Source organism: uncultured Thiocystis sp. (genome assembly GCF_903866365.1).
Taxonomy (GTDB): Bacteria; Pseudomonadota; Gammaproteobacteria; order Chromatiales; family Chromatiaceae; genus Chromatium.
In genome coordinates this window covers 1-26,827 of the sequence record NZ_CAIPNF010000343.1, presented here as the reverse complement: position 1 = coordinate 26,827, position 26,827 = coordinate 1, and the positions used below count along the sequence as shown (strand labels likewise).

General features: G+C 63.2%; 23 protein-coding genes, 1 tRNA gene and 2 pseudogenes. 11 read left to right on the top strand and 15 right to left on the bottom strand.

The window, feature by feature from the left end; genetic code table 11:
- The 6 genes from QZY07_RS19260 to rpsU all read right to left on the bottom strand — a co-directional run.
- Positions 1 to 767: tyrosine-type recombinase/integrase (locus QZY07_RS19260; protein WP_295406152.1), on the bottom strand; the 767-nt coding region annotated here is incomplete at its 3' end.
- A 134-nt stretch (positions 768 to 901) separates the two neighbouring features.
- Positions 902 to 977, bottom strand: a tRNA-Ile gene (locus QZY07_RS19255).
- Positions 978 to 1,022: 45 nt separating this feature from the next.
- Positions 1,023 to 2,873, bottom strand: coding sequence for an RNA polymerase sigma factor RpoD (gene rpoD, locus QZY07_RS19250; RefSeq protein ID WP_295406149.1), 1,851 nt, complete (start codon positions 2,871 to 2,873; stop codon positions 1,023 to 1,025).
- 293 nt (positions 2,874 to 3,166) lie between these two features.
- Positions 3,167 to 4,915 (bottom strand): DNA primase, encoded by a 1,749-nt coding sequence (gene dnaG, locus QZY07_RS19245; protein ID WP_295406148.1) that lies wholly within the window; start codon positions 4,913 to 4,915, stop codon positions 3,167 to 3,169.
- A 36-nt stretch (positions 4,916 to 4,951) separates the two neighbouring features.
- Positions 4,952 to 5,395, bottom strand: coding sequence for a GatB/YqeY domain-containing protein (locus QZY07_RS19240; protein WP_295406146.1), 444 nt, complete (start codon positions 5,393 to 5,395; stop codon positions 4,952 to 4,954).
- A gap of 167 nt (positions 5,396 to 5,562) precedes the next feature.
- Positions 5,563 to 5,778 carry a 30S ribosomal protein S21 gene (gene rpsU, locus QZY07_RS19235; protein ID WP_007041206.1) on the bottom strand — a complete coding sequence of 72 codons (216 nt, stop codon included), beginning with the start codon at positions 5,776 to 5,778 and terminating at the stop codon, positions 5,563 to 5,565.
- A gap of 210 nt (positions 5,779 to 5,988) precedes the next feature.
- Between rpsU and tsaD the strand changes: the two genes are divergently transcribed.
- Positions 5,989 to 7,014 (top strand): tRNA (adenosine(37)-N6)-threonylcarbamoyltransferase complex transferase subunit TsaD, encoded by a 1,026-nt coding sequence (gene tsaD / locus QZY07_RS19230; RefSeq protein WP_295406141.1) that lies wholly within the window; start codon positions 5,989 to 5,991, stop codon positions 7,012 to 7,014.
- Between the two features lie 60 nt (positions 7,015 to 7,074).
- Here tsaD and QZY07_RS19225 read toward each other — a convergent pair whose 3' ends face one another.
- Both QZY07_RS19225 and plsY read right to left on the bottom strand, forming a co-directional pair.
- The gene (locus QZY07_RS19225; RefSeq protein WP_295406140.1) at positions 7,075 to 8,826 is read right to left on the bottom strand and encodes an ATP-binding protein; all 1,752 of its coding nucleotides are present in this window, start codon (positions 8,824 to 8,826) and stop codon (positions 7,075 to 7,077) included.
- 97 nt (positions 8,827 to 8,923) lie between these two features.
- On the bottom strand, positions 8,924 to 9,520 hold the full coding sequence (gene plsY / locus QZY07_RS19220; RefSeq protein WP_295406138.1) for a glycerol-3-phosphate 1-O-acyltransferase PlsY: 597 nt from the start codon (positions 9,518 to 9,520) through the stop codon (positions 8,924 to 8,926).
- 86 nt (positions 9,521 to 9,606) lie between these two features.
- Here plsY and QZY07_RS19215 point away from each other — a divergent pair, with 86 nt between their 5' ends.
- The gene (locus QZY07_RS19215) at positions 9,607 to 10,005 is read left to right on the top strand and encodes a dihydroneopterin aldolase (protein ID WP_295406135.1); all 399 of its coding nucleotides are present in this window, start codon (positions 9,607 to 9,609) and stop codon (positions 10,003 to 10,005) included.
- Here QZY07_RS19215 and QZY07_RS19210 read toward each other — a convergent pair.
- The 3 genes from QZY07_RS19210 to QZY07_RS19200 form a co-directional block, all read right to left on the bottom strand.
- Entirely contained in the window at positions 9,988 to 10,614 is a 627-nt protein-coding gene (locus QZY07_RS19210; protein WP_295406134.1) for a DUF938 domain-containing protein, read from the bottom strand. The genes QZY07_RS19215 and QZY07_RS19210 overlap by 18 nt on opposite strands.
- Positions 10,614 to 11,270, bottom strand: coding sequence for a heme-binding protein (locus QZY07_RS19205; RefSeq protein ID WP_295406132.1), 657 nt, complete (start codon positions 11,268 to 11,270; stop codon positions 10,614 to 10,616). Before QZY07_RS19205 ends, QZY07_RS19210 begins: the two co-directional genes overlap by 1 nt.
- Before the next feature lie 394 nt (positions 11,271 to 11,664).
- On the bottom strand, positions 11,665 to 12,177 hold the full coding sequence (locus QZY07_RS19200) for a DUF2452 domain-containing protein (protein ID WP_295406131.1): 513 nt from the start codon (positions 12,175 to 12,177) through the stop codon (positions 11,665 to 11,667).
- A 134-nt stretch (positions 12,178 to 12,311) separates the two neighbouring features.
- On the opposite strand from QZY07_RS19200, the gene QZY07_RS19195 reads away from it, so the two are divergent.
- Complete coding sequence (locus tag QZY07_RS19195; RefSeq protein ID WP_295406130.1) at positions 12,312 to 13,487, top strand: SAM-dependent methyltransferase; 1,176 nt, start codon at positions 12,312 to 12,314, stop codon at positions 13,485 to 13,487.
- An 89-nt stretch (positions 13,488 to 13,576) separates the two neighbouring features.
- Positions 13,577 to 13,990 (top strand): SseB family protein, encoded by a 414-nt coding sequence (locus QZY07_RS19190; RefSeq protein WP_295406128.1) that lies wholly within the window; start codon positions 13,577 to 13,579, stop codon positions 13,988 to 13,990.
- Between the two features lie 7 nt (positions 13,991 to 13,997).
- Here QZY07_RS19190 and orn read toward each other — a convergent pair whose 3' ends face one another.
- Positions 13,998 to 14,546 carry an oligoribonuclease gene (gene orn, locus QZY07_RS19185; protein ID WP_295406126.1) on the bottom strand — a complete coding sequence of 183 codons (549 nt, stop codon included), beginning with the start codon at positions 14,544 to 14,546 and terminating at the stop codon, positions 13,998 to 14,000.
- Positions 14,547 to 14,662: 116 nt separating this feature from the next.
- On the opposite strand from orn, the gene QZY07_RS19180 reads away from it, so the two are divergent.
- Both QZY07_RS19180 and rsgA read left to right on the top strand, forming a co-directional pair.
- Positions 14,663 to 14,956, top strand: coding sequence for a cytochrome c (locus QZY07_RS19180; RefSeq protein ID WP_295406124.1), 294 nt, complete (start codon positions 14,663 to 14,665; stop codon positions 14,954 to 14,956).
- Positions 14,957 to 14,960: 4 nt separating this feature from the next.
- Entirely contained in the window at positions 14,961 to 15,956 is a 996-nt protein-coding gene (gene rsgA, locus QZY07_RS19175) for a ribosome small subunit-dependent GTPase A (RefSeq protein ID WP_295406122.1), read from the top strand.
- Between the two features lie 105 nt (positions 15,957 to 16,061).
- Here the strand turns inward: rsgA and QZY07_RS19170 are convergent, their stop codons facing one another.
- Complete coding sequence (locus QZY07_RS19170; RefSeq protein ID WP_295406120.1) at positions 16,062 to 16,541, bottom strand: YbhB/YbcL family Raf kinase inhibitor-like protein; 480 nt, start codon at positions 16,539 to 16,541, stop codon at positions 16,062 to 16,064.
- Positions 16,542 to 16,871: 330 nt separating this feature from the next.
- Here QZY07_RS19170 and fusA point away from each other — a divergent pair, with 330 nt between their 5' ends.
- Positions 16,872 to 18,917, top strand: coding sequence for an elongation factor G (gene fusA, locus QZY07_RS19165; RefSeq protein ID WP_295406118.1), 2,046 nt, complete (start codon positions 16,872 to 16,874; stop codon positions 18,915 to 18,917).
- 215 nt (positions 18,918 to 19,132) lie between these two features.
- Here the strand turns inward: fusA and xseA are convergent, their stop codons facing one another.
- A complete protein-coding gene (xseA, locus tag QZY07_RS19160; protein WP_295406154.1) occupies positions 19,133 to 20,476 on the bottom strand; it encodes an exodeoxyribonuclease VII large subunit in 1,344 nt (447 codons plus the stop codon).
- 90 nt (positions 20,477 to 20,566) lie between these two features.
- Here xseA and QZY07_RS19155 point away from each other — a divergent pair.
- The 4 genes and pseudogenes from QZY07_RS19155 to guaA form a co-directional block, all read left to right on the top strand.
- Positions 20,567 to 21,616 (top strand): annotated as a pseudogene (locus QZY07_RS19155) (IMP dehydrogenase); the annotation flags it as partial.
- 942 nt (positions 21,617 to 22,558) lie between these two features.
- Positions 22,559 to 23,125, top strand: a pseudogene (locus QZY07_RS19150) (IMP dehydrogenase); the annotation flags it as partial.
- A gap of 185 nt (positions 23,126 to 23,310) precedes the next feature.
- Positions 23,311 to 23,934: a Uma2 family endonuclease gene (locus QZY07_RS19145; RefSeq protein WP_295406116.1), complete on the top strand. Its 624-nt coding sequence runs from the start codon at positions 23,311 to 23,313 to the stop codon at positions 23,932 to 23,934.
- Between the two features lie 128 nt (positions 23,935 to 24,062).
- Positions 24,063 to 25,637, top strand: a complete 1,575-nt coding sequence (guaA, locus tag QZY07_RS19140) for a glutamine-hydrolyzing GMP synthase (RefSeq protein WP_295406114.1) — start codon at positions 24,063 to 24,065, stop codon at positions 25,635 to 25,637.
- Positions 25,638 to 25,714: 77 nt separating this feature from the next.
- Here the strand turns inward: guaA and QZY07_RS19135 are convergent, their stop codons facing one another.
- The gene (locus QZY07_RS19135; protein WP_295406112.1) at positions 25,715 to 26,635 is read right to left on the bottom strand and encodes an Rpn family recombination-promoting nuclease/putative transposase; all 921 of its coding nucleotides are present in this window, start codon (positions 26,633 to 26,635) and stop codon (positions 25,715 to 25,717) included.
- Between the last annotated feature and the right edge of the window lie 192 nt (positions 26,636 to 26,827).

Here is a 26,827-nt window from a genome sequence, read left to right as displayed (position 1 = left end):
GGGAGCACGCGACGCTCGCCGTTTTTGGTCTGATGCAGGGTCGCGGTGCGGCGGGTGAAATCGATATGCCCCCAGCGCAGATTCATAATCTCGCCCTGTCGGGCGCCGGTGGACAGCGCCAACACCACCACCGCATAGATGGCCGTGCTTCGCGATGCCCGGCAGGCGTCAAGCAACCGATGGCGCTCATCGTCGGACAGGAAGCGAACCCGACCACGCGGCTCCTTCGGCTTGGTGACCTTCCGGCAGGGGTTATCGTCGACCCATCCCCATTCCTTCATGGCCACGGTGAAGGCATGCGACAGGACCGCGAGATACCGAACCACGGTGGCGTTGGCGCGATAGCGCGGGGTCTCGTCGGGACGCGCGCGGGTGCGCCTGATGTGGCTCGCTTGGGGCTGCATCGGCTCGCGGGCGAGGATCTCGCGGTATTCGGCGATCAATGCCGGGGTGCAGTCGGCGAGGGTGCGCGTGCCGAGCTTCGCGATCCACCAATCCAGTTGGAAGTTCTGGTGCCTGCCGTCGCGCTTGGTCGGCAGGATCTCGCGGCGATAGCGTTCGAGCATGTCCTCCAAGGTGTGCCGTTTCGCCTCGGCAGTCTTGAAGTGGCGGCCTTCCTGAAGCGCGGCCTCCGTCTGAGTGGCCCATTTCCGCGCATCGGTCAAGCGGGGAAAGGTCGCGCTCTGGACGGGATAGCCCTTCAGACGGATTTTCACGCGGTAGGAGGTTGCGCCGGTGGTGTCGGTGCGTTTCTCGATACTCGCCATGCGATGCCCCAAGCGTTGCCTGATGTTGGGGGAGATTATACCGTGCGATCTCTGGCGGTGTCCCGTGAGTGTCCCATGGGCCGGACTGACAAGAAAAAAGGCTTACCAATTTCTCGGCAAGCCTTTGTTTTGGTTGGTGGGCCGTCTAGGATTTGAACCTAGGACCAAGGGATTATGAGTCCCCTGCTCTAACCGCTGAGCTAACGGCCCGAATACGGTAGGGCGTTTAGCGTGCCGTCCCTGGCCGCCGGTGGATCACTCGTTGTCGAGGAAGCTGCGCAGTTTATCGGATCGCGTCGGATGACGCAGCTTGCGCAGTGCCTTGGCTTCGATCTGGCGGATGCGCTCACGGGTGACGTCGAACTGCTTACCGACCTCTTCGAGCGTATGGTCGGTGTTCATGTCGATGCCGAAACGCATGCGCAGCACCTTGGCCTCGCGTGAGGTGAGGCTGGCGAGCATGTTCTGGGTGGCTTCACGCAGTCCCTCCGCAGTCGCTGAATCGACCGGGGAGATGACGCCGGAATCCTCGATGAAATCGCCCAGATGCGAGTCTTCGTCGTCGCCGATCGGGGTCTCCATCGAGATGGGTTCCTTGGCGATCTTGAGCACCTTGCGGACCTTGTCCTCGGGCATCTCCATGCGGATGGCCAACTCTTCCGGGGTGGCCTCGCGGCCCATCTCCTGAATCATCTGACGGGAGATGCGGTTGAGTTTGTTGATCGTCTCGATCATGTGCACCGGGATGCGGATGGTGCGCGCTTGGTCGGCGATCGAGCGAGTGATGGCCTGACGAATCCACCAGGTGGCATAGGTCGAAAACTTGTAGCCACGGCGATACTCGAATTTGTCGACCGCTTTCATCAAGCCGATGTTGCCTTCCTGGATGAGGTCCAGGAATTGCAGCCCGCGATTGGTGTATTTCTTGGCGATCGAGATCACCAGGCGCAGGTTGGCCTCGACCATTTCTTTCTTGGCGCGGCGGGCCTTGGCCTCGCCGATGGACATCTTGCGGTTGACTTCCTTGATCTCGCTAATGGTCAGGATGTTTTCGCGCTCGACTTCCTGCAGCTTGCGCTGGGCGCGGCGGATGTCCTGAGACAGTTCGACCAACCGCGAGACATAAGGTTGGCCGCTCGCGAGTTGTTGTTCGAGCCAGCCCGGATTGGCCTCGTTTTTCGGGAAGCTGTCGATGAACAGCTTGCGCGGCATGCCGGCCTGCTCGATGCAGAGCGCCATGAGGAGACGTTCCTGCGCGCGAATCCGCGCGATGGTGGTCCGCAGGATATCGGTGAGTTCCTGAAAAACCGGCGCGACCAGTTTGAATTGAAGAAAGACCTCGGAGACCTCGGCCATTGCGGCGCGGGAACGCTCGTCGTCGCGTCCGTATTGCTCCAGCGCGGCGCGCAGCACGTCGAAGCGATCGCTCAGGAGCGCCGCGCGCTGGGCGGCGTCTTCCGGATCCGGACCGGTATACACGACCGCCGTGGAGGCGTCGTCGTCGTCGGTATCGGCTTCGAGATCGGTGTCGGCCTTGTCCGCCTGGATGTCCGGCTCCGCGGGGACGTGGGCGACAGGCAAGGCCACCTCATCGTCACCGTCGTTGAAACCGGAAATGACGTCGGTCAGGCGGGTCTCCTCGCGTTCGACGCGGCCGAAAATCTCGATGAGCTTTTCGACGGTGCGCGGGTAGACGGACAGCGCAGCCAGAACTTGATTGAGGCCGTCCTCAATGCGTTTGGCGATGATCAACTCGCCTTCGCGCGTCAGCAGTTCGACCGTTCCCATCTCGCGCATGTACATGCGCACCGGATCGGTGGTGCGGCCGAATTCGCTGTCGACCGTCGCGAGCGCGGCGGCGGCAGCCTCGGCGGCCTCGTCGTCGGAAACCGCGGAATCGCTCAGGGTGTGATCGACGACATCGGGGGCAACCTCCTGGACCAGGATGCCCATGTCGTTGATCATGCGCACGATGTCTTCGATCTGATCAGTCTCGACGATGCCGGGAGGCAGATGATCGTTGACCTCTGAGTAGGTCAGATAACCTTGTTCTTTGCCCTTGGCGATCAGTTGCTTCAGTTGAGACTGTTGCTGTTCTTGATCCATGGGATACCTTGACTGGGGCGCAACGAAAGGCGGATTAAAAGCGAACTTGTAATTATAGCATGGAAATCCGAAATTACATGGAGATATACGATTTAGACAGGGTGATCGCGTATAATTTTTTCTGAAATCAATAAAATCAAACAGTTAAGATGCGAGCTTCACAATACATATGAACTGTAACTTATTGATTTATAGGGGTACGCGCTCGCCCTGACGATTTAGATTCCTCCCGGTCGGAAAATATCTGGAATGTTTCGAGTTTAAGGGGAGCAAGCATGGATCGACGGAATCGATCAAGATTCGTCACGGCGCACACGAGCCGATTTGGCATCGCTCTCCGCCCGTGCTCGCACCTCTTCGGACCATTCGGCGGTGCTGCGCTGGTTGAAAGGACGATGCCGCTCCGCCCTGCGGACCTCTTCGGTCAGTCGATTCAAGGCTCCGACGAACTCGGCGGCCACATCCCCCTGGGCAACATCCCGTAGAAAAGGATCGACGCTGAGTCGCTGCAAATACGCGAAATGTGGATGTTCGCGCCAACGTTCAAGCAGGATCGCCTTGTTCATATCGGGATTGGCCGTAAGCGTTTCAAGTAGATGCACCAGAATGTCAGTGCCGGGGGACTGGGCGCGGCGCCAGTCGTCGTCCAGTCGCGTGGCTTCAGGGGCCAGTTCGGGGTAATCGAGCAATAGCGCGATGGCCTGGGCGACGAGACTGAGACGCACGGGCTGGCCCGGCGGATGGCTCCGGCGGCGGGCACGCGTCGGGCGCGCGGCCGACGGGTCGGCCAACCCTGCGAGTTCGGCCAGCCGCTGGTTCAGCAGGTCGCGGTAGATCCCCTTCGGCACCCGCTCGACCAATGGCGCGGCCAGATTGGAGAGTCTGGCACGACCATCGAGGCTAGTCATATCCGCTTGCTCGGACAGATGATCGAAGAGAAATGCGGACAACGGCCACGCCTGTTTGATGCGTGCTTGGAAACCTTCCGCGCCCTCGCGGCGGACCAGCGTATCCGGATCCTCGCCTTCGGGCAGAAAGAGAAAGCGGATCGACTGATGGCCGGTGACCAGGGGCAGCGCGGTTTCCAGGGCTTTCCAGGCCGCCGCGCGCCCGGCGCGGTCACCGTCGAAACAGAAGGTCAGCTCCGGAACCGTGCGCAGGAGCAGTTGGAGGTGTTCGGGCGTGGTGGCGGTGCCCAGTGTCGCGACCGCGTTACCGATGCCGAACTGGGCCAGCGCGATCACGTCCAAATAGCCCTCGACCACCAGCAGCGAGGTCAGCTTGCGATTCGCCTGCTGGGCCTCGAACAGACCATAGAGTTCGCGGCCTTTGTGGAAGACCGGCGTTTCCGGCGAGTTCAGATATTTCGGCTTGCCCTCGCCGAGGAGCCGCCCCCCGAAGCCGATGACCCGCCCGCGACGATCGCGGATCGGGAACATGATGCGGTCGCGAAAGCGGTCGTAGCGCCGCCCGTCCTGTTCGGCGATCAGACCGCAGATCATGAGGCGCTCGCGCTCGACGGCGCCCGCGCCCAACCGGGACAGGAGGAAGTCGTAGCCGGGCGGGGCGAAACCGAGGTCGTAGCGGGCGGCGATCTCGCCAGTCAGTCCGCGACTTTTCAGATAGTCCACCGCCCGGAACGCCTCCGCATGCTCGCGCAGTTGCTGGCGATAGAGGATGGCGGCCTGTTCGAGCAGATTGAACAGCGGCGTTTGATCGGGCGCGGCCGGCACGACTTCGCCGCTCGACGGAACCTCAAGCCCGGCCCGCTGGGCCAGTTCCTCGATCGCCTCCCGGAATGGCAGGTGATCGTATTCCATGAGAAAGCCGATCGCGGAACCGTGGGCACCGCAGCCGAAGCAATGATAGAACTGTTTATCCGCGCTGACGGTGAAGGACGGGGTCTTTTCGTCGTGGAAGGGGCAGCGGGACTGATAGTCCTTGCCCGCCTTGCGAAGCTGGATGCGGGAACCGATCAGATCGACGATGTCGGTCCGTGCCAGCAGGTCATCGACGAATTCGGGTGGGATTCTACCGGCCATGCCTGAGTCGCAAGCGAGAGGATGGAAGGGCGTGGATCAGCCCGTGAGCCGTTGCTTGACCATGGCGCTGACGGCGCCCATGTCGGCACGGCCCTGAACCTGCGGGCGAACGATGGCCATGACCTTGCCCATGTCGCTCATGGCGGCGGCGCCGGAACTGGCGATGGCCGCGTCGAGCAACGTGGTCAGCTCATCATCGGTCAGGGCGGTCGGCAGATAGCCCTGGATCACCTCGACCTCGAAGCGTTCGACATCCGACAGATCCTCGCGCCCGGCAGCGCTGTACTGGGTGATGGAGTCGCGGCGCTGTTTCAGCATCTTGTCGAGCACCACCAGAACCTGCGGATCGTCGAGCTCGATGCGCTCATCGATCTCGCGCTGTTGGATGGCGGCGAGGATCAGGCGGATCACGCCAAGCCTAACCTTGTCGCCCGCCTTCATGGCGGTTTTCATATCGCCCTGGATTTGCTGCTTGAGCATGGCTGACGACGCTCCCTGAACGCTGAGGTATGACGGGTCGAAAAACGGGTTCGGAAAAACGGATCAGAAACCCAATCGCGCGGAACAGCGATTGGATTCGAAAGCGGGAGACCGATCGACTCCATTAGCCGCATCCGGGGTAAGCCTGGATGCCAGCCCTCGCCCGATCAGTATGGGCGTTCCCAGCGACGGGATTCGCGTTGCAATTTTTTCTGATGACGCTTGACGGCCGCCGCTTTTTTACGTTTCCGCTCGGAGGTGGGCTTTTCGTAAAACTCACGACGGCGGACTTCGGCGAGCACCCCTGCCTTTTCGCAGGAACGCTTGAATCGCCGCATAGCGACTTCGAATGGCTCGTTTTCTTTGACGCGAACGCTGGGCATAGAGTGTCCTTGGGTGTCTCCAGATGGGAGGGGCCGGTGAAAAAGATCGCCAATTTTACCGGAATATCCACCTTGATTGCAAAATAAAACCGCGTCCGGTGCGCTAGGCGTTGCCCGAAGTGTTCGGACAGATTGGCGCGAACCTGCAAACGTCGGCATCGACGCGGTTTAATATGCCCCAAATTCGCTTTAATCTCTGGACGTAAAAACATGCGTGTACTAGGTATCGAGACATCCTGCGACGAAACCGGGGTCGCGGTCTATGACGGCGATCTCGGGCTGCTCGCTCACGCGGTTTACAGTCAGGTGGAGATTCACGCGGAATATGGCGGCGTGGTGCCCGAGTTGGCCTCTCGCGATCATGTCCGCAAGACCCTGCCGCTGATCCGCCAGGTGCTCGACGAGGCCGGGCTGGCTCCAAACGGGATCGACGGCGTGGCCTTTACCGCCGGCCCCGGCTTGATCGGCGCGCTCCTGGTCGGGGCGGCGCTGGGGCGCAGTCTGGCCTGGGCCTGGGGGGTGCCGGCCATCGGCGTGCATCACATGGAAGGACATCTGCTGGCTCCACTGATCGAGGATCCGGCCCCAGACTTTCCCTTCGTCGCGCTGCTGGTCTCCGGCGGTCATACTCAACTGGTGGATGTCGCGGGCATCGGACGCTACCGGATTCTCGGCGAATCGCTCGATGACGCCGCTGGCGAGGCGTTCGATAAAACGGCCAAGATTCTCGGTCTGCCCTACCCCGGCGGACCGGAGCTGGCCAAACTCGCCGAACAGGGCGATCCGTCACGCTTCCGCTTTCCGCGACCCATGACCGATCGGCCCGGACTGGAATTCAGCTTCAGCGGACTCAAGACCTTCGCACTCAATACGCTCCATCGCGAGCTGCCGATCGCCGCCGATCCAATGCAAACCCGCGCCGATATCGCGCGCGCCTTCGAGGAGGCGGTGGTGGACACGATGGTGATCAAATGTCGGCGCGCCCTGCGCGAAACCGGCCATCGTCGGCTGATTCTGGCCGGCGGCGTGAGCGCCAACCGACGGCTGCGCGAGCGCATGGACACCGCCATCGCGGCCGAGGGTGGCGTTACCTTCTATCCCCGGCCCACCTTCTGCACCGACAATGGCGCCATGATCGCCTTCGCTGGCTGGCAGCGGCTGCGCGCCGGTCAGTCCGAGCCGCTGGTTTTCAGACCAAGGGCGCGCTGGCCGCTGGAAGAATTGCCGCCGGTTTGAAATCGCGTCTCACCGCCCATCCCAGCGAACCGCAAGGCGCGGTGCATTCGCTCCGTCGCGCTAAACGGGCTCTAACGGTAGCGTGAAATGAAACTCGGCGCCTTCGGCCGGATTCGGTGCGGCCCACAGGCGTCCGCCGAGCGCCTCGGCAATCGCCCGACTGATGGCGAGCCCCAACCCCAGGCTGGAATCGCGCGTCGACTCGAAGATGTTGAACAGCCTCTCGTGCTGGTCCGCCGGCAAGCCAGGCCCCGAATCGGTCACGATCAACTCAATCTCGGTTGGCCCCAGCGCCACCGCGACAACAATCTCTCGGCGCGGCGATCCAGCCCCATCGATGGCCTGCACGGCGTTGCAGATGAGATTGACCAGCACCTGCTCCACCTGCACCGGATCGGTCAGGATCTCCGGCAGTTCCGCCGGCGCTACCAGCCGCAACTGGACACCATGATCCGAGGCGAACCACTGTACCAGATCGAAGGCGTGCCTGAAGACCTGCGTCATCGGTACCGCGACCTTGTGCATCTGGCGCCCGCGCAGGAAGGAACGCAGGCGTTCCATGATGTCGCCCGCCCGCCGAACCTGGTTGTCAATCCGCGCAATCACGTCGATCAGGCGCCGCGGGTCGGCCTTGGGACCGTCCGCCAATTGCGCCGCCGAGTTGCAGAAAAACCCGGCGGCGCTCAGCGGCTGGAGCATTTCATGGATCAACGAGGACGCCAGGATGCCCACTGCATTGAGTCGGTCGACCTGGGCGATGGCGTCGCGCGCGCGCCGCGCGGCTTCCTCCGCCAGGCGGCGCTCGGTGATGTCGATGTGCGCCACCACGGCACCGACCAATTCGCTGTCCAGTGGGGCCACATTCATCAGGAACCAACGCTGTTCCTGTGGCGAATGACAGGGATACTCGACGCTGAAACCTGGATGACGACGCTGGATGACCTCCCGGATGCTGGCGGCGGCAGATGGAACATCCGTGTCGGCGCCCTGCTCTGCCCGTTCACAGATTTCCAGATAATTCAGGTTGATGGCATCGCGCAGTGCGTCAGTTCCGCCGTTTTCTCCGGCGAATTCGCGCCATGCACGATTGACGGCCAGGATGTGTCCAGCGGGATCCAGGACGGCAATCTGCGCCGGCAGCGCGTCGAGGACCGACTGCCGCAGCCGGTCGCTCGCCAATCGGCGTTCCTCGGCCTCGTGTTCGGCGGTGATGTCGAGCAAAACCGTGAAGCACTCAGTCCCGACGGCGCTCGCGCGGCGGATCGAACGCAGCCGCACCACCCGCGTCCGTGACGCATCGTGCAGGCGCTCCACGAGATCGAAGGCCGCCGGCGGCGCCCCCGCGTCCGCGAAGACCGCCTGAAGGTGCGCAAGAAAGGCGCTGTTGCAGCGGCCAACCAGGAAGCGCTGGAATGGGCAACCCGCCAGCCGATCTGCCGGCTGGCCCAGCAGTGCCGCCGCCGCGCGGTTGATCGCCCGAATCATGCCCGCCGCATCGAACACCACATAGCCCACCGGGGCGTCCTGGAAGAGACTGGCGTAGTGATCGCGAGAGGATTCCAGGGCCTCCTGGCTTTTGCACAGTTCGCGTCCCTGCAGCTCCAGTTCGATCTGGTGGCTTCGCAGATCGAGCATGAGCGACTGGGTCGCGTCATTGGCCTGACGCGCCGAATTGAGCGCGGCGATCAGGTTCTGGAACTGCACCCGCAGCAGCCCTTGATTCAGCAAACCAGCCTCCGCCGGACGCTCGCCCTCATGGCCATCGCGCGCGGCCTGGGACGCTGCACGGGGCTCCCGCGTCTTGTCGCTCATCGCCGCCTCCCGATCCGGTGTGACCATGATATCGACCTGTCGATCCGTCAAACGAATGCAGCAAATCCGTAGCAGTACCAAGGGCTCGGGGCGCGGTTTAGTCCGGCTTGGACACCAACCGCTCTTCCTTGCCGGTAAGCAGATTCCGGATGTTGCCGCGATGACGCCAGATCAGCAGACCGGTGATGATGAGCTGCATGCCGATCAGCACGCGATCGGGCCAGAACGCCCAGACGATCGCCGGCGCGAGCGCCATGGAAATCAATCCCGAGAGCGAGGAGATCTTGAGTACCTTGGCGACGAAGAGCCAGATGGCCGCGACACCGAGACCGATCGGCCAGTAGAGCCCGAACTGCACGCCCAGGGCGGTCGCCACGCCCTTGCCGCCGCGGAATCCGAAAAAAACCGGATAGAGGTGGCCGATGAAGGCGGCCAGACCGATCCCCGCCAGCACCGCCGGAGCCACGCCGACCGCATGTCCGAGGAGCATCGGAAGCAAACCCTTGAGGCTATCGCCGAGCAGGGCGATGGCGGCCGGTTTCTTGCCCCCGATGCGCAGCACGTTGGTCGCGCCGGGGTTATTGGAGCCCTGGGTGCGCGGGTCGGGCAGGCCCATCATCCGGCAGACGATGATGGCGCTGGAGACGGAACCCAACAGGTAGGCGGCGGCGATGAGCAGGATGCTGATAATCATGAGTCGGAATTGGACCTGTGATGAGGATTGCGGTCAAGATAGGATAACTACTCAAGTCGCCGGCGTCGTCGCCGGAGGTTTCGCCCATGGACATCGTTTTCATCCGCGGTCTGCGGATCGAGACCATCATCGGCATTCACGATTGGGAGAAGCGTGCGCGCCGACCCCTCATCCTGGATCTGGAGATGGCCAGCGACATCGCCCGCGCCGCCGCGACCGACCGGATCGCGGATGCGCTGGACTATGACGCCGTGACCCGGCGCCTTGTCCAGGCCGTCGCGGAGAACCGCTTCGAGCTGGTGGAGACGCTCGCCGAGCACTGCGCCGCGATCCTGCGCGAGGAGTTCGGCATCCCCTGGCTGCGCCTGACGCTGAACAAGCCGGGCGCGGTGGGCGAAGGCGTCGATGTCGGGGTTGTCATCGAGCGCGGCGAGCGCGCGGCGAACAGCGCCGTCCGCTGTGTGCTTTCAGACGCTAGCCGGTGACGCGCCCGCACCGCCGCGCTGCCACACCAGCGTGCGATTGTTGACCGGCATGGCGTGATTGTCGATGAGCGTCAGCTCATGCCGGGCGGCGAGCGTGCGCAGATCGTCCAGATCGCGCAGACCCATTCTGGGATCGCGCGCCTTGAGCGCGGCATCGAAACGCCGGTTACTGTCGCTGGTGTAATGTCCGCCTTCGTTGAAGGGGCCATAGAGCGCGAAATGGCCGCCGGGCGCGAGCACCGCGCCGACGCCGCGAAAGGTGACGGCAACATCCGCCGCCGACATGATGTGCGCGGTATTGGCGCTGAAGACCGCATCGAAAGGGCCGGCCGGCCAGTCATCGTTGACATCGAGGGTCAGCGGCGGCGGGAGATTGGGCAACGCGGCCTCCTCCAGCCAGGCGCGGATGCCCGGCAGATGCTCCGCGACATCGCTGGTCTGCCAGGTCAGATGCGGCATGGCCGCCGCGAAACAGACCGCGTGCTGACCGGTGCCGCTGCCGATTTCGAGCAGATAACGCGCCGACGCGAACAGCGGCCGGATCACGGCCAGGATCGGCTCCCGGTTCTCGTCGCAGGAGGAAGCATAGGGTTTTTCGTGCGCGGACATCAGTTGATGACCTCCGGAACAGCGTCGGTGTCGTCGATCATCACCTCGTTGCGGCGCAGAAAGCCGGGCGTGAAGGGATCGTTGTAATAGGCATAGACCGGCGGGGCGGCCGGGCACAGTCCGCGCGCGTCGATCCATTCGCGCAACGCATCCTCCTGAACCTCAATCGACTCATCCGTGGTTCTGCCGTTGAAGCGAACGACCGCGCTGCGTCGCGCCGGCAGCTCGCGCAGCCGCACCTCGGCGCCGGCCGGCGCCGGCAGATCTTCCAGGCTGTAGCGCGCGGGCATGATGAAGCGCACGGTCCAGACGCCGTCCGCGTCCTGGGATTGCGTGACCGGCACGGTCATGGCGATGGGCTCGGCGCGCTGCTGGATCACCGGGGCCGTCATGGACACCCGATCGCCCGCGCGTTCCTTGGCGAAGATGTAGTTCGCCAGCGGAGAGAAACCGGCGCTCAGCGCCTTCTGGCGCCCGCCTCTGGTCGTCACCTCGGCGACCACCAGTGGCGGATAGTCCCGAACTTCAAAGGGGCCATCCTGTTCCACCACCCGATACTCAGGCGTCTCGACGTTCTGCACGACGAAGACGAACACCGCCATCGCGGTGACGAAAAGCAGGAGCAGCGCGACGGCACCGATCAACAGAATTTTCATGGGCGGATCTCTCTCGTGGATAATCAATTGATCTTCAAGGCGATTTCCGGGAAGCTTTCGACCGGAATCAACGCTTCAAATGGACAGGATTCACAGGATTTTTCAAGATTGACAGGATGAAAAACAATGATGTACATCCTGTTCACCCTGCGAAATCCTGTTCATTAACCGTTGCGCGGCATCGCCGTAGGGGCGAATTCATTCGCCCCTGAATCCGCGCAACCGACGCGGCGAATCGGTTCGCCCCTTGGCCTGCATCCTGCTCAAGGGATGGAGATGATGCTGCCCAGGAGCGGCGAGCGGAACTCGGCCGCTTCGCGCCGGCCGGTTGGCCGAGGAGCCGAGTGCAACTCGGCGATCCCAGGGAGTGAAGGCGCACCGGGCGGACGGTCGATCAGGGCAGGCTGCACGGACCCTCGTCCGCGTGACCGATCCCGCCAATCCGCAGCAACTGGGCGACCAGTTCGCCCGTTTCGTCGGTCCGGTCGGCCTGTTCGTCCGGGATCCAGGAATAGTCGGTCTCCAGCCGATAGGAGCCGACGAACCGGTGTGGCGTGGAGCCGCCCCACTCCGCCGGCGACAGCATGGAAAAGAAGGCGCGGCCATCCTCGCGGCGATAAAGATGATAGGTCTTGCCGGGGATGCGCTTGAAGGCGCATTGGGCCTGATTCAGCGCCTGATCCTCGCGCGCATCGTCGAGCACTTTGCGGGCCTCCTGCTGGAGCAGCCGGATCTGATCGGCGATCACCCGCAGCTTGGCGCCCGTGCGCACGCTCAGCATGGATTCGGCCCTGGCGACCTCGGCGGCCAAATCGCCGGTATCGAAGGCCGGCGCCAGCCGGCTAACCGGATAGGGCGAACTGTGTTCGGCACCGCGATGGAGAATCGCCTTGTGGTTGTCGCTCATTGGTCGTCGCTCATCAATGGATCCGGCATTCCGGTTATTCTAAACCGCGTCCGGTGTCACCGGACGTCTTTCAAGGTGATTTCCGGGAAATCGCCCATCCGCCCACCACCGACCGACCGCCGCGGACAGCCCGAATGAATCATCACGACACCTCAGTCTTGCCCGACCGCGACACGGCGGATCGCGCCGACCTCGGCGCCCGACTCCTCGCCCTGATCCGCGCGGCGATCGCCGACGCCGACGGACTGCTGCCCTTCGACCGCTTCATGGATCTGGCGCTCTACGCCCCAGGACTTGGCTACTATGTCGCCGGCGCGCCCAAATTTGGGCCGGGTGGCGATTTCGTCACGGCCCCGGAGCTGTCCCCACTGTTCGGCCAATGCGTCGCGGCACAGTGCGCCGAGGTTCTGGAGCGCTTAGGCGGCGGCGATCTGTTCGAGTTCGGTGCCGGCAGCGGCGCGCTCGCGGTCCAGGTGCTCCGGGAACTCGACCGGCTCGGCGCCCTGCCCGACCGTTACTGGATTCTGGAACTCAGCCCGGATCTCCAGGATCGCCAGCGCGCGCGCATTCAGACCGAGGCACCACATCTGGCCAACCGCTGCGGCTGGCTGACGGCACTGCCCCGCGACCTGCGCGGCGTGGTGCTGGCCAATGAGGTTCTGGACGCCATGCCGGTCCAGCGCTTTCGGGTGCGCGAGGATGGCGGTGTCGACGAGGTCTTCGTCACCGATCGCGCGGGCCAACTGGCCGAGACGACCGCGCCCATCCGCTCGCCCGGACTCGCCAAGACCGTCGCCGCACTCCAGTCCGAGGGCTTTGCCCACACCGCCGGCTATGCCTCCGAGATCAATCCGTGTCTGGCCCCTTGGCTGTCGGCGTTGTCGGATGCGGTGCAATCGGGTCTGGTCCTGTTGATCGACTACGGCTATCCCCGGTCGGGCTATTATCAGGCGGACCGGACCATGGGCACGCTGCTGTGTCACCATCGCCATCAGGCGCATGACGATCCCTATCGCGATCTTGGATTGCAGGACATCACCGCCCATGTCGACTTCACCGCCGTGGCCGAGGCCGGACTCGCCGCCGGTTTCGAGCTGGCCGGCTTCACCACCCAGGCGCACTTTCTGCTCGGCTGCGGGATCGACAGTCTGATGACCGATGCGCCCGACTTACTCGCCCGGGCATTGGGCGCGAAACAGTTACTCCTGCCCACCGCCATGGGCGAGCGGTTCAAGGTACTGGGTCTGAACAAGGGCATGAACGACCCATGGCGCGGGTTTTCGGTGCGGGATCTGCGCGAGCGCCTATAAGCCAGCCGCCGATTTCCAGGGCGGGCAATTGAGATCGCGCGGACCAACCCCCAGATTTTCGGGGTCATCGAATCCCTCCGGAACCCCCCATGCCCGACACTTTCACCGCTCAAAACGACCTTGAACGCCAACTGATCGAGGCGCAGGAGGGGCGGATTCCGCCCGAATCCTTCATCGCGACCCTGCTTGGCTCCGAGGTCTTCATGCCAGTCTACGAAAAGCATCAGATCGGCGGTCTGCAAACCCAGCAGATCGCCCAGCCGCTCAAACTCACGACCGACGAGGGCGACGAAGTCCTGGTTCTGTTCACCAACCCCGAGCGGGCCAAGGCGTTCGTGAAGGATTTTCCCGGCTATGGCGGCGGACTCGTGGCCGACTTCGCCTGGATTCTGGAGAAACTCGGCGTCGGCTTCGCCATCACGCTCAATCCGGGGCTCCCGTTCGGCATGGACTTCGAGGCCCAGGATGTCGCCCAGATCGCCGCCATGCCAAGAGCGCATTGAGGCAGGTTCAGAATGGCCGCAGCAACCGCTCGCGATAGTGGCGCAGTTCGGCGATGGATTCGCGGATATCGTCCAATGCCAGGTGCTTGGATTCTTTCTTGAAACTGCTCGCGACCTCGGGCGCCCAGCGCAGGGCCAGAATCTTGAGCGTGCTGACATCCAGGTTGCGGTAGTGACAATAGGCGTCCAGCTTGGGCATCCAGCGGGCGAGGAAACGGCGGTCCTGACAGATGCTGTTGCCGCACAGCGGCGACGCTTCCGCAGGCACGAAATCCGCCAGAAAATCCAGTGTAGCGGACTCTGCCTCGGTCTCCGAGAGGGTGCTCGCGCGCACCCGCTTCAGCAAACCTGAACCGCCGTGATGCTCGCGGTTCCAGTCGTCCATCCCGTCCAGAATGTCGTCCGTCTGATGAATCGCCATGACCGGACCCTCGGCCAGAATCCGTAGCTCACTATCGGTGACAATGGTGGCGATCTCCAGGATGCGATCCTGGAAAGGGTCCAACCCGGTCATCTCCAGATCGAGCCAGATCAGGTTATTTTCACTCTTGTTCATGCAATGATTTCCATGCGGCGCCTCGTCAGGGAGGCCGGGTGATCGGTCAGGCGGAATCGTGCGGGACAACGATGGTTGGTCTACTATGCTTTGTCAAATCGCCACGGAGTCATCCCATGATCGACCGTTTCCCTGTTCTTGCCTCCACCCTCGCGGGTCTCGTCCTGATCGCCGGAACCCCGGCCCTCGCCCGCGCGGCCGACGACGCCGAGTCGCTCTATCAAGAGCATTGCGTCCGCTGTCATGGCAGCGAGGTTTATACCCGGGAAGCTCGCAAAATCAGCGCTTTCGATGGGCTGGAACGTCAAGTCCAGCGCTGCGAGTTGTCGTTGGGGCTCCAGTGGTTCGACGAGAATATCAGCGACGTCGCCACCTATCTGAATCAAAATTTCTATCACTTCCCGCGCTGATCCGATGACCAAGCGCCGGCTGTCCGAACGCCAGATCGAACGCATCCGCACCATCCAGGAACGTCGCCGCCAGCGTCTTGAGTCCCGCCCGGACATCGCGCTGACCGAACTCGACGCGGAAACCGAACCCGAAGAAGGCCGCGTGGTGGTCCGCCATGGTGCTAATCTGGCCGTCGAGGACTCTAGCGGGCATCTCTTCCACTGTCTGTCGCGCCAGAATATCGGTCACCCAGTCTGCGGCGATCGGGTGGTGTGGCAGCGGATCGCTGACGAACAGGGCGTCGTCACGGCCATCCTGCCGCGCACCACGGTCCTGAGCCGGCCCGATTTCAATGGCTATGACAAGGCGCTGGCCGCCAACCTGACCCGACTGGTGGTTCTGATCGCGCCCGAACCCGAACCCAGCGGTTATCTGGTCGATCAGTATTTTGTGGCCGCCGAGACCATTGGAGTCGAAGCCGTGCTCGTCGGCAACAAGATGGATCTGCTCGAAGGCGAGGCGCGTGCCGACTTCCAGCGCCGGTTCGCGCACTACCAGACGATCGGTTACCGCACCCTGTGGATCAGTCTGCGCGAACCCGACACGCTCGCCTCCCTGATCGCGGGTCTCGCCGGCGAGGTCAGCGTGCTGGTCGGACAATCGGGCGTCGGCAAATCCTCGCTGGTCAAGGCGCTGCTGCCCGATCGGGACATCCAGATCGGGCTGCTGTCCAAGGCCACGGGTCTGGGGCGCCACACCACCTCGGCGGCGACCTGCTATCGGCTGCCCGGCGACGGCCTGCTGATCGACTCGCCGGGCGTGCGCAGTTTCCGGCTCGGCGCCATCGACCGCGCGGGACTCCAGCAGGGGTTTCGCGAATTCAGGCCGTATCAGGGTCAATGTCGCTTCGCCGACTGTCGCCACGATCAGGAGCCGGACTGCGCCATCCGTCAGGCCGTGATCGATGGTCTGATCGCCCCCGAGCGTCTGGCCAATTTTCAGCATCTGCTCGGGGCCTGAAACGGGATCCGGCAATCTCGAAGGCGATCCTGTGGATCGCCATTGAGAAAAACGCAGTATGGGGCGCGCGATCGCGGGCCTTGCCAGCAGGGATCGCGATCGCGTTTATGCCGGTTTTTCGTAGGTTCCAACCAACTCGGCATGGGCGAGAATGTGCTCGTCCATCGCCAGCAGCAGATCGTCCTTGCCGGGATTGCCCAGCTCGGACGGCAAGCAGGTATCCAGCGCGTAGAGCCGATGGAAATAGCGATGCCGTCCGATGGGTGGACAGGGACCGCCGTAGCCAGTGCGCCCCCAACTGTTGATGCCCTCGCCAGTCCCCGCCGGCAAGTCAGCGGACGCCACGCCCTCCGGCAGACCCGGAGTGGTCGCGGGCAGGTTATAGAGCACCCAATGGTCCCAGACCATGCGCGGGGCGGCGGGATCGGGAGCATCCGGATCGTCGACGATCAAGACCAAACTTTCGGTACCGGCCGGCAGGTTGTCCCAGGACAACGGAGGCGAGATATCCTCACCCTCGCAGGTGAATTGACGCGGAATCGGATCGCCATCGACAAATGCATCGGAGTTGAGAACCAGTGCCATCTTTTACCCTCCAGGGATCTGTTAACGTGACTCACGACATCGGGACGAATCGGACAGGGCGGCGAGACGCCGAGACCAGCGCATCATCCCGCAAGATCCTCCTCAATCGCTGTGCGTCTTTAGGCGGCCAATTGGCCGCCATTTTTTTGCCCGTTTGTCGATGACCGCCGCGCATTGAACATTGATCCAACGCAGGCGCCGCGGAATTGCCCCGACATACCGTCGGTGCGACATCTCGGTTACAGTATAATTTCAGTTCTTCAGCACGATCAGCCGAAAGGGCGCACCCACGCCCCGCATTTCCACTCAAGCGCCACGACAGGATCACCGATGTCTGACTACAATGCCGAGGACGTCCGCAATATCGCCCTGGTCGGCCACGCCGGCTCCGGTAAGACCACGTTGGTAGAGGCACTGCTCGCCGCCACCGGCGTGATCCCCAGCCCTGGAACCGTCGCCAGGGGCACCACGGTTTGCGATTTCGACCCGCTGGAAAAGGAACTGCAACACTCGCTGGACGCGGCCATCACGAGCTTCAGTACCGGCGGCAAACACATCAATCTGATCGACACCCCCGGCTACCCGGATTTCCTCGGACGCAGCATCTCGGTGCTGCCCGCCGTGGAGACCGCCGCCCTGGTCATCAACGCTCAGTCCGGCATCGAGCCGATGAGCATCCGTATGATGAAGGCCGCGGGCAACCGCAAGCTGTGCCGTCTCATCATCGTCAACCAGATCGACGCCCCGGATCTCGATCTTGCCGACCTCACCGAGCAGATCCGCGAGACCTTCGGCGCCGAATGTCTGCCGATCAATCTCCCGGCGGACGGCGGCAAGCGGGTCGTCGACTGCTTTTTCCAGCCGACCGGCGAGGGCGCGGACTTCACCTCGGTCGAAGATGCCCACAGCCATATTATCGACCAAGTCGTGGAAGTCGACGAGGCATTGATGGAGGTGTATCTGGAGCAGGGCCAGGATCTGGCGCCCGAACAGCTCCATGACCCCTTCGAGATCGCGCTGCGCGAGTCCCATCTAATCCCCATCTGTTTCGTGTCCGCGCAGACCGGCGCCGGCATTCCCGAGTTGCTGGAGATTCTGGCGCGGCTGATGCCCAATCCCTCCGAGGGCAACCCGCCGCCCTTCCTGAAAGGCGAAGGCGCCACGCTGTTGCCGGTGACCGTCACGCCCGATCCGGCGCTGCATGTCGTGGCGCATGTCTTCAAGATCATCAACGACCCTTTCCGGGGCAAACTTGGCATCTTTCGCATCCATCAGGGCCGCATCGCGACCGGCGGGCAGCTCCTCATCGGCGACGCCCGCAAGCCCTTCAAGGTGAATCATCTCTACCGCCTGCATGGCAGCGAACTGGTCGAGGTGAGCGAAGGCGTCCCCGGCGACATCCTCGCCGTCTCGCGGGTCGACGACATTCATTTCGACGCAGTGCTGCACGACTCGCACGAGGAAGACCACTTCCACCTCGCCAGTCTGGAGTGCCCGCTACCGCTGTTCGGACTCGCCATCAACACCGCCAAGCGCGGCGACGAGCAGAAACTGACCGACGCGCTGCATAAACTGGAGGCGGAAGACCCCTGTTTCCATCTCGAACACAACGCCGCCGCCAACGAGACCATCATCCGCGGTCTTGGCGAATTGCACCTCAAGGTGCTGCTGCGCCGGCTGACCGAACAATTCCATGTCGAGGTGGAGACCCACCCGCCGAGCATCCCCTATCGCGAGACCATCGTCGGCAAGGCCGAAGGGCATCATCGGCACAAGAAGCAGACCGGCGGCGCGGGTCAGTTCGGCGAGGTCTATCTGCGGGTCGAGCCCAACGAACGCGGCGCCGGCTTCGAGTTCATCGACGCGGTGGTCGGCGGTGTCATCCCCGGCAACTTCATCCCCTCGATCGAGAAGGGCGTGCGTCAGGTACTCGATGAAGGTGCCGTCGCCGGTTATCCGCTCCAGGATGTCAAGGTCACCGTCTATGACGGCAAATTCCATCCCGTGGATTCCAAGGACATCGCCTTTGCCACCGCCGGACGCAAGGCGTTCATCGACGCCGTGCTCAAGGCCCAACCGGTCATCCTGGAACCAATCGTCAAGATCCGCATCACCGCCCAGGATAGCGCCATGGGCGATCTGGCGGGGGATCTGTCGAGCCGGCGCGGCCGCATCAACGGCAGCGAGACCAAGAGTCGCGGTCGCATCCTGATCGAAGGCGAGGCGCCGCTAGCCGAGTTGTCGGGCTATGACGCCCGACTCAAGGCCATGACCGGCGGCGAGGGCACCTACAGTATCGAACTCAGTCGCTACGAACCGGTGCCCGCCACCATCCAGAAGCAGATGGCGGACGCCTATCAGCGCGCGGAAGACTGAGGCGATTAAACCGCGTCTCCCAGCGACATGCGTCGTTTGCGCGTTGTCCCTGGTTTTGCATTCATCCATGGACGTTGTACTTGACGCGGTTTAAGCGATTGATTTTTCAGTGCTTTAAGGTGATTTCCGTAAAATGGGAAGCTCTCGTCACACCGCTCTGCGGTGTGACGCATCGGGCGGCGCTACGCGCCGTGGTACCAGCACCTTAAAGCCGATCATTTAGGGTCACGATCTTCAACGGTTGCAACCAGAACACCAGCCGCGACCCGCGCCTGAATGCGGGTTCCGGGCGAAACTTGATGCGGATCTCTGATAATCGAACCATCCGGCCAGCGCGTAACGATGGCGTAGCCGCGCGCCAGCGTGGCCAGTGGACTGAGCGCCTCCAGTCCGGCGATAGCACGCAGTAGCCGCGCGCGCCGCTGTTCCGCCATCCGATGAGACGCCCGAGCGAGCCGTTGACCGAGCGAGGCCAGCGACATCCCCGCCCGTTCCAGTCGCCGTTCCGGCGAGACCGCCCCGAGACGCGCAACGACTGGGCGGAGCCGGATTTGGGCGCGCGCCAGCCGCTCCGTCATCATGGCCAACAGCCGCTGTTGGGCAAAATCCAGACGTTGCGACTGCTGCTGCAGCCGGGCAGCCGGATGCAGCAGCCCCAGATGGCGCACCGCGCCCGCCAGTCGTTGGCGGACGCGGTCAAACCGACGTTGCTGAACCTCGGCCAGACGCACGGACAGCGCGGTCAGTCGCTGCCGGACCTGCTCGGACGAGGGCGCGACCAGTTCGGCCGCCGCCGAGGGCGTGGCCGCCCGCCGATCCGCCACCAGATCCGCAATGGTGAAGTCGCTCTCATGACCGACCCCGCTGACCACCGGAATCGCGGAGGCGCGCATCGTCCGCGCCAGCGACTCGTCGTTGAAGGCGTTGAGATCCTCCAGCGAACCGCCGCCGCGCGCCAGGATCAACACATCGCAGTCGGCGCGGGCATTGGCGAGCGTCAGCGCGGCGATCAGTGACGCGGCCGCCGCCTCGCCCTGGACCTGCGCGGGATAGATGAGCACCGGCAAGGCGCTGAACCGGCGCTTGAGCACCGCGAGCAGGTCGCGCACCGCCGCGCCCGAGGGCGAGGTGATCAGGCCCACCTGACGCGGAAATGCCGGCAGCGGACGTTTGATCGACTCGGCGAACAGACCTTCGGCGGCGAGCCTTTGTTTCAACTGCTCGAAGGCCAACCGCAGCGCGCCCTCGCCGCCCGGCTCCAGGTGCTCGACCACCAGTTGGAAATCGCCGCGCGGCTCATAAAGCGTGACCCGCACGCGCGCCAGAACCTGCTGGCCGTTCGCCGGCTTAAACGGCAGCAACAGCCGCTTGGCGCGGAACATGGCGCAACGGACCTGGGCCGCTTCGTCCTTCAGGCTGAAATACAGATGTCCCGAGGCGGGCTGGGCCAGATTCGAGATCTCGCCCCGCACCCACAGCAGCGGGAAACTGCCGTCGAGCACGGCCCGCACCTCGCTGGCGAGGCGCGCCACGCTGTAGATGTCGCGGGAAAAGTCCATCATAAAAGCAAGTTTACCACTCGGATTTGAAATCCTATACTTACGGGTTAATTTCCAGCCTTTGGAAACGATCCGCGGAGCCCGATCCCCATGCGCCTGATCCAGGAAGCACTCACCTTCGACGATGTCCTCCTTGTCCCCGCCCATTCCAGGGTGCTCCCGAACGAGGTGGATTTCCACACCAAGCTGACCCGCGGGATCGAACTGCGGATTCCGCTGGTCTCGGCGGCCATGGATACCGTCACCGAGGCCCGGCTGGCCATCGCCATGGCGTTGGAAGGCGGCATCGGCATCATCCACAAGAACATGAACGCCGAGCGTCAGGCCCGCGAGGTGCTGGCGGTCAAGAAATACGAGAGCGGCATCATCCGCAATCCCATCACGGTCGCGCCCGACATCAGCGTCGGCGAGGTCGTCGCGCTGACCCATGCGCACAACATCTCGGGCGTCCCGGTGACCGAGAACGGCAAGCTGGTCGGCATCGTCACCGGGCGCGATCTACGTTTCGAGACCCGCATGAGCGCGCCGGTCTCCGCCGTCATGACTCCCCAGGAACGTCTGGTCACGGTGCGCGAGGGCGCCAGCCGCGAGGATGTGGTGGGCCTGCTGCACAAGCACCGAATCGAGAAGGTGCTGGTGGTCAACGACCGCTTCGAGCTGCGTGGACTGATCACCGTCAAGGATATCCAAAAGGCGAAGGACTTCCCCAAAGCCTCGCGCGATTCGCATGAACGGCTGCGCTGCGGCGCGGCGGTCAGCGTCGGCCGGGGCACCGAGGAGCGCATCGCCGCGCTGGTGGAGGCCGGGGTCGACGTGATCGTGGTCGATACCGCCCATGGTCACTCGCAGGGCGTGCTCGACCGCGTGAAATGGGTCAAGACCCACTACCCCGATCTCCAGGTCATCGGCGGCAATATCGCCACCGCCGACGCCGCGCGGGCGCTGCGCGACGCGGGCGCGGATGCGGTGAAGGTCGGCATTGGACCTGGCTGTTTCGCGGCGGGGACACGGATTCTGATGGCGGATGCCAGCTACCGGAATATCGAGGATGTCCGCCCCGGCGAGCGGGTGATCAATCGGGATGGACAGCCTGTCACGGTCGTGAATGCCTGGTGCACAGGAGTGCGCGAGGTCATGCAGATTCGGCATACCGCCTCGCTCTGGGGCACGCTCGCCACGCCCGATCATCGCTATCTGATCGGCGACCTCGCCACCGCAAGCGCGGAAACCGTGGCCTCGAAGGGGTATGTCAATGTACTGGACCGACCCACGCGGACGGGCGCCTCAAAGATCGGCTGGACGGCTATCGGCGAGGTCGAGCGCGGCACCTGTCTGTTCCCGCGCCAGGTCGCGTTCGAGCTACCCGAAACCATTGAAATCGATCTGACCGATGGAATGCGCGTTCGCGACTCCTATTCGCTTGGTTATCTGTTCGGAACCTTTCTTGTCGTTGGTGGACAGGCCAACAGATCCGGAGATGGCGAGGCGAAGCGGATTTCTTGGGTTTTTGGCGAGCACGAACAAGTCATCGCTGACAAACTGATTGCCTGTGTCGAGGAGGTCACCGGGGTCGCGCCGGTGCAGACGGCTGGTCCCAGCCTCATCAACATCCATTTCTATTCGTTACAATGGGCGCGCGTACTTGCACGCCTGGGCAAACGCCACGAAAAACATCTGCCAGCCGATCTGCTTTGCGCCAACCCCGACTATCTGCGGGGGCTGTTCGATGGGCTTCTGGACAGCGACGGCTATACCGCGGCCGATGGTCGGATCTGTTTCGGCAATACCTCCCAGTCGCTGATCGAACTCTTCAGCCTGCTCTGTCTGTTGCTCAAGGGCAGTCTGCCGAATAGCCATGTCGAGGCGCCGTCGGCGGGCGGACTGGTCGGCACCTGCGACGAGAATTGCCGGGATTCCTATCGTGCCCGCCTGAACGTCTCGCACGCGAAGCGATTGACCAGGGACTATCAGGTTCTGAAGCTACTGGACCAGCAACCGCTCCATCTGGCGCTTCCCGTCTACGACATTGAAGTCGATTGCCCAACCCATAGCTTCATCGCCGATAACGCCATCGTGCATAACTCCATCTGCACCACCCGCATTGTCGCCGGCGTCGGCGTCCCGCAGATCACGGCGGTGTCCAACGTCACCGAGGCACTGGAAGGCAGCGGAGTGCCGGTGATCGCCGATGGCGGCCTGCGCTATTCCGGTGATGTCGCCAAGGTCATCGCCGCCGGCGCGCACAGCGTCATGATCGGCGGCATGTTCGCCGGCACCGACGAGGCGCCGGGCGAGGTCGAGATCTATCAGGGGCGTTCCTATAAATCCTATCGGGGCATGGGTTCGCTGGGCGCCATGGGTTCGACCGAAGGGTCCAGCGACCGCTATTTCCAGGAAGACACCGCGAAGGAAAAGCTGGTCCCCGAGGGGATCGAAGGTCGCGTTCCCTACAAGGGCAGCCTAATCAACGTGATCCATCAACTGGTCGGCGGTCTGGGCTCCAGCATGGGCTATACCGGCTGCGCCACCATCGAGGAGATGCGGACCAAGCCCGAGTTCGTGCGCGTCAGCTCGGCGGGGATGCGCGAATCGCATGTGCATGATGTGCAGATTACCAAGGAGGCGCCGAATTATCGGATCGATAATTGATGTCTGGCGCTGGCGGATCTTTCCTGATTCGACCGCGGTGAACCATGCACTGCGCCAGTACGCCCAGGAGCACCGTATCCTGTGACGAAGGAGACGGATGTATGCCCGGCAGTCTGGCTTGAGCATCGCTTCCTGTTCTCCCGCCATCCAGATCGAACCATCCCTAACGTCAAGAGGCGAGGTCAATGTACACCCAAGCCCAGTACGAGCAACACGACGATCGTCCGATCGAGGATCACATCGTTTGTCTGTCCGGTGTCAGTTGGGAGGACTACGAGCGGCTGCTGGCGATGCGCGGCGACTGTTCCGCCCCGCGTATTGCCTACCTGGAAGGAGTGGTCGAAATCATGAGCCCATCGCGCACCCACGAGTCGCTCAAATCCATGATCGGCCGCCTGGTCGAGGTCTACTGTCTGGAGCGCGACATCCCTTTCAACACGCTCGGCTCCTGGACGCTGCAATCCGCCGATCGCAGCAGGGGGGCCGAGCCGGACGAGTGCTACGTGTTTGGCGCCCAGGATGCGTCTCGCCCCCATCTCGCCATCGAGATCCTCTGGACCTCCGGGCGCATCGACAAACTCGACATCTACCGCAAGCTCGGCGTGGCGGAAGTCTGGTACTGGCGCAAGGGCCATATCCAGCCCTATGGTCTGCACGACGACCGCTATGTACCGCTCGTCGCGAGCGAGGCGCTGCCTGGACTCGATCTGGATCTGCTGACCTCTTTTCTCGACCGCCCGACGACCTACGAGGCGATCCGCGCCTATCGCGAAGTGTTGCGTGGCGCACCGCCACCTGACGCACAATAGACAGGATTTTTCAGGATTCGCGGGATGAGATTGAAAGATCGCGGCGTTTCGCGCGTTCCATTGGGTCATCCTAGCTGCGCGAGACCTGGATCGCTGACAACTGAACACTGACAACTGACAACTCATCCATGCCCAACATCCACGCCGACCGCATCCTGATCCTCGATTTCGGATCCCAATACACCCAGTTGATCGCCCGGCGCGTGCGCGAGGCCGGGGTCTATTGCGAACTCCACCCCTACGACCTGGACGCCCAGGCGATCCGCGATTTCGCGCCCAGCGGGGTGATCCTCTCGGGCGGCCCGCAATCCGTCCATGAGGCCGAAACGCCGCGCGCCGATCCGCTGGTCTTCGACCTCCAGATCCCGGTGTTGGGCATCTGCTACGGTCTGCAAACCATGACCGCGCAGCTTGGCGGCGAGGTCGTTCAGGCGACCCATCGCGAATACGGCTATGCCCAGGTGCGGGCGCGCGGGCACTCGCGACTGCTGCGCGATATCGAGGACCACGCCAGCCCCGAGGGCTACGGACTCCTGGATGTCTGGATGAGCCACGGCGACCGCGTGGAATCGTTGCCCGCGGGGTTTCAGGTCATCGCCGAAACCAAGAACGCCCCGCTGGCCGGGATCGCCGACGAGGAGCGCCGCTTTTATGGCGTGCAGTTCCATCCCGAGGTGACCCACACCCGCCAGGGTCAGCGGATCATCGAGCGTTTCTTACACGAGATTTGCGGCTGCGGGCGCCTCTGGACCCCGGACCACATCATCGAGGACAGCCTCGCGACGATCCGCGCCCAGGTAGGCAACGATAAGGTTCTGCTCGGACTCTCCGGCGGCGTCGATTCCAGCGTGGTCGCCGCCCTTCTCCACCGCGCCATCGGCGATCAACTCACCTGCGTCTTCGTCGACAACGGCCTGCTGCGACTCGGCGAGGGCGATCAGGTGATGGCGACCTTCGCCCGTCACATGGGCGTGCACGTCATCCGGGTGGATGCCGAGGAGCGTTTTCTGGGTCGGCTCAAGGGCGTGAGCGACCCGGAACAGAAACGCAAGATCATCGGCAATACCTTCATCGAGGTGTTCGACGACGAGGCCAGCAAGATCCAGGATGTGCAGTGGCTGGCGCAGGGTACCATCTACCCGGACGTGATCGAATCCGCCGGCGCCAAGACCGGCAAGGCCCGGATCATCAAATCGCATCACAATGTCGGCGGCCTGCCGGACGACATGAATCTCAAGCTGGTCGAACCACTGCGCGAGTTGTTCAAGGACGAGGTGCGCCGGATCGGGGTCGAACTGGGTCTGCCGTCCGAGATGGTCTATCGTCATCCCTTCCCCGGCCCCGGTCTTGGCGTGCGAATCCTGGGCGAAGTGCAGCGACACGACGCCCAGACGCTCCGTCTGGCCGATCACATCTTCATCGAGGAACTGCGCCGGGCCGATCTTTATGACCAGGTCTCGCAGGCGTTCGCGGTTTTTTTACCCGTGCGCTCGGTGGGCGTGGTCGGCGACAACCGCCAGTATGCCCATGTCATCGCCCTGCGCGCGGTCGAGACGCTGGATTTCATGACCGCCCGCTGGGCGCATCTGCCTTATGAGTTTCTCGATCTGGTCTGCCGGCGCATCGTCAACGAAGTGCCCGGCGTCTCGCGCGTGGTGTACGACATCACCGGCAAGCCGCCGGGGACGATCGAGTGGGAGTAGCCGTTTAAGCCCCAACGCCTGGATACAGGCCGACGCGATGAAGCAAGATACCCGCGATATTCTCTTATCGTCGCTGGTCAAGACGGGGCAGCGGAGCGCAGCACCTCGACCTGCGCCACACTGAGTCCGGTGGCCTGGGCGATCTGCCCATCGCTGAGCACGCCTAACTGGATCAGGTTGCGGGCGGTTTCCTGACGGCCTTTTTGCAGTCCGAGCCGCTCGCCTTCCTGACGACCTTCCTGACGGCCTTTCTGCATCCCGATCTGCTCGCCCTCCGCTCGTGCCTCCTTGAGCAGGGACGCCTCGTCGCGCAGCGCCCGCTCGCGCACGAACGCCAGCCGTCGCGCTTCGTCGTCGGCGCTCAGCCGACGCACCTGATTGAGCGCCTCGCGGATCGGCGCATGCTCGATTTCGGCCATGGTTTGCTCCTCTCGCCAATGCTCGAAAAAGTTGATCCAGTCACGCAATGGCCCCGTTTCCTGTCGCAGACGATCCGCCTTTTTCAATTCGATCAGGGTCAACTGGAGTCGGTTCCCGAGCGTGACTTGGGGTTGATGCGCGTCGCGCATCTCGAAACGCCAGAGAGCTTGCGCGCATTGTTCGGAATTGGCGGTAAAAAGGTCGAAGTCCAACAGGTGGATCCCGACCGCCGCGCGCAGGGTGTCATAATCTTCGCCCGACGCCAGTTGCTGGGCCAGCATCCGCGCCAGATAGTAGAGTGCGCGCTGGTGCCAGGCGCCATAACGGCGCACTTGGATCTCGACATTGTAGGCGTGTCCCTCGGCGTCGCGCGCGAGCACGTCTAAGATGATGTATTTGCCGCGCAGTTCCTCGGCACGGATGCCGGGATTGAGGATCTCGACTGCGCGGATTTCGGGCAGGTCCGGGCGTAGGTCGTTGATCAAGGCGACCAGCAATGCGGGGTCTTCGCCGAAGATGCGTTTGAAGACGTAGTCGTTCTTGGGGTCGAGCAGGTCGGCGGCGGAGACGCTGGACATGACGGGGCGCGGGTGATATGGCGGATGCCGTGAGCGGTCACGGTAGCACATCGGGCCGGCTCCGGTCAGTGCATCGCATGATCGCGCGAGGGGTTAGCCGAACCGGCTCGCGCTAGTGCAACTGTGCGAAAGTCCCAAGACCGTCTCAGGTCGTTGTCGTTGTCGTAATCGAATATTCGCTATGTCGAGATC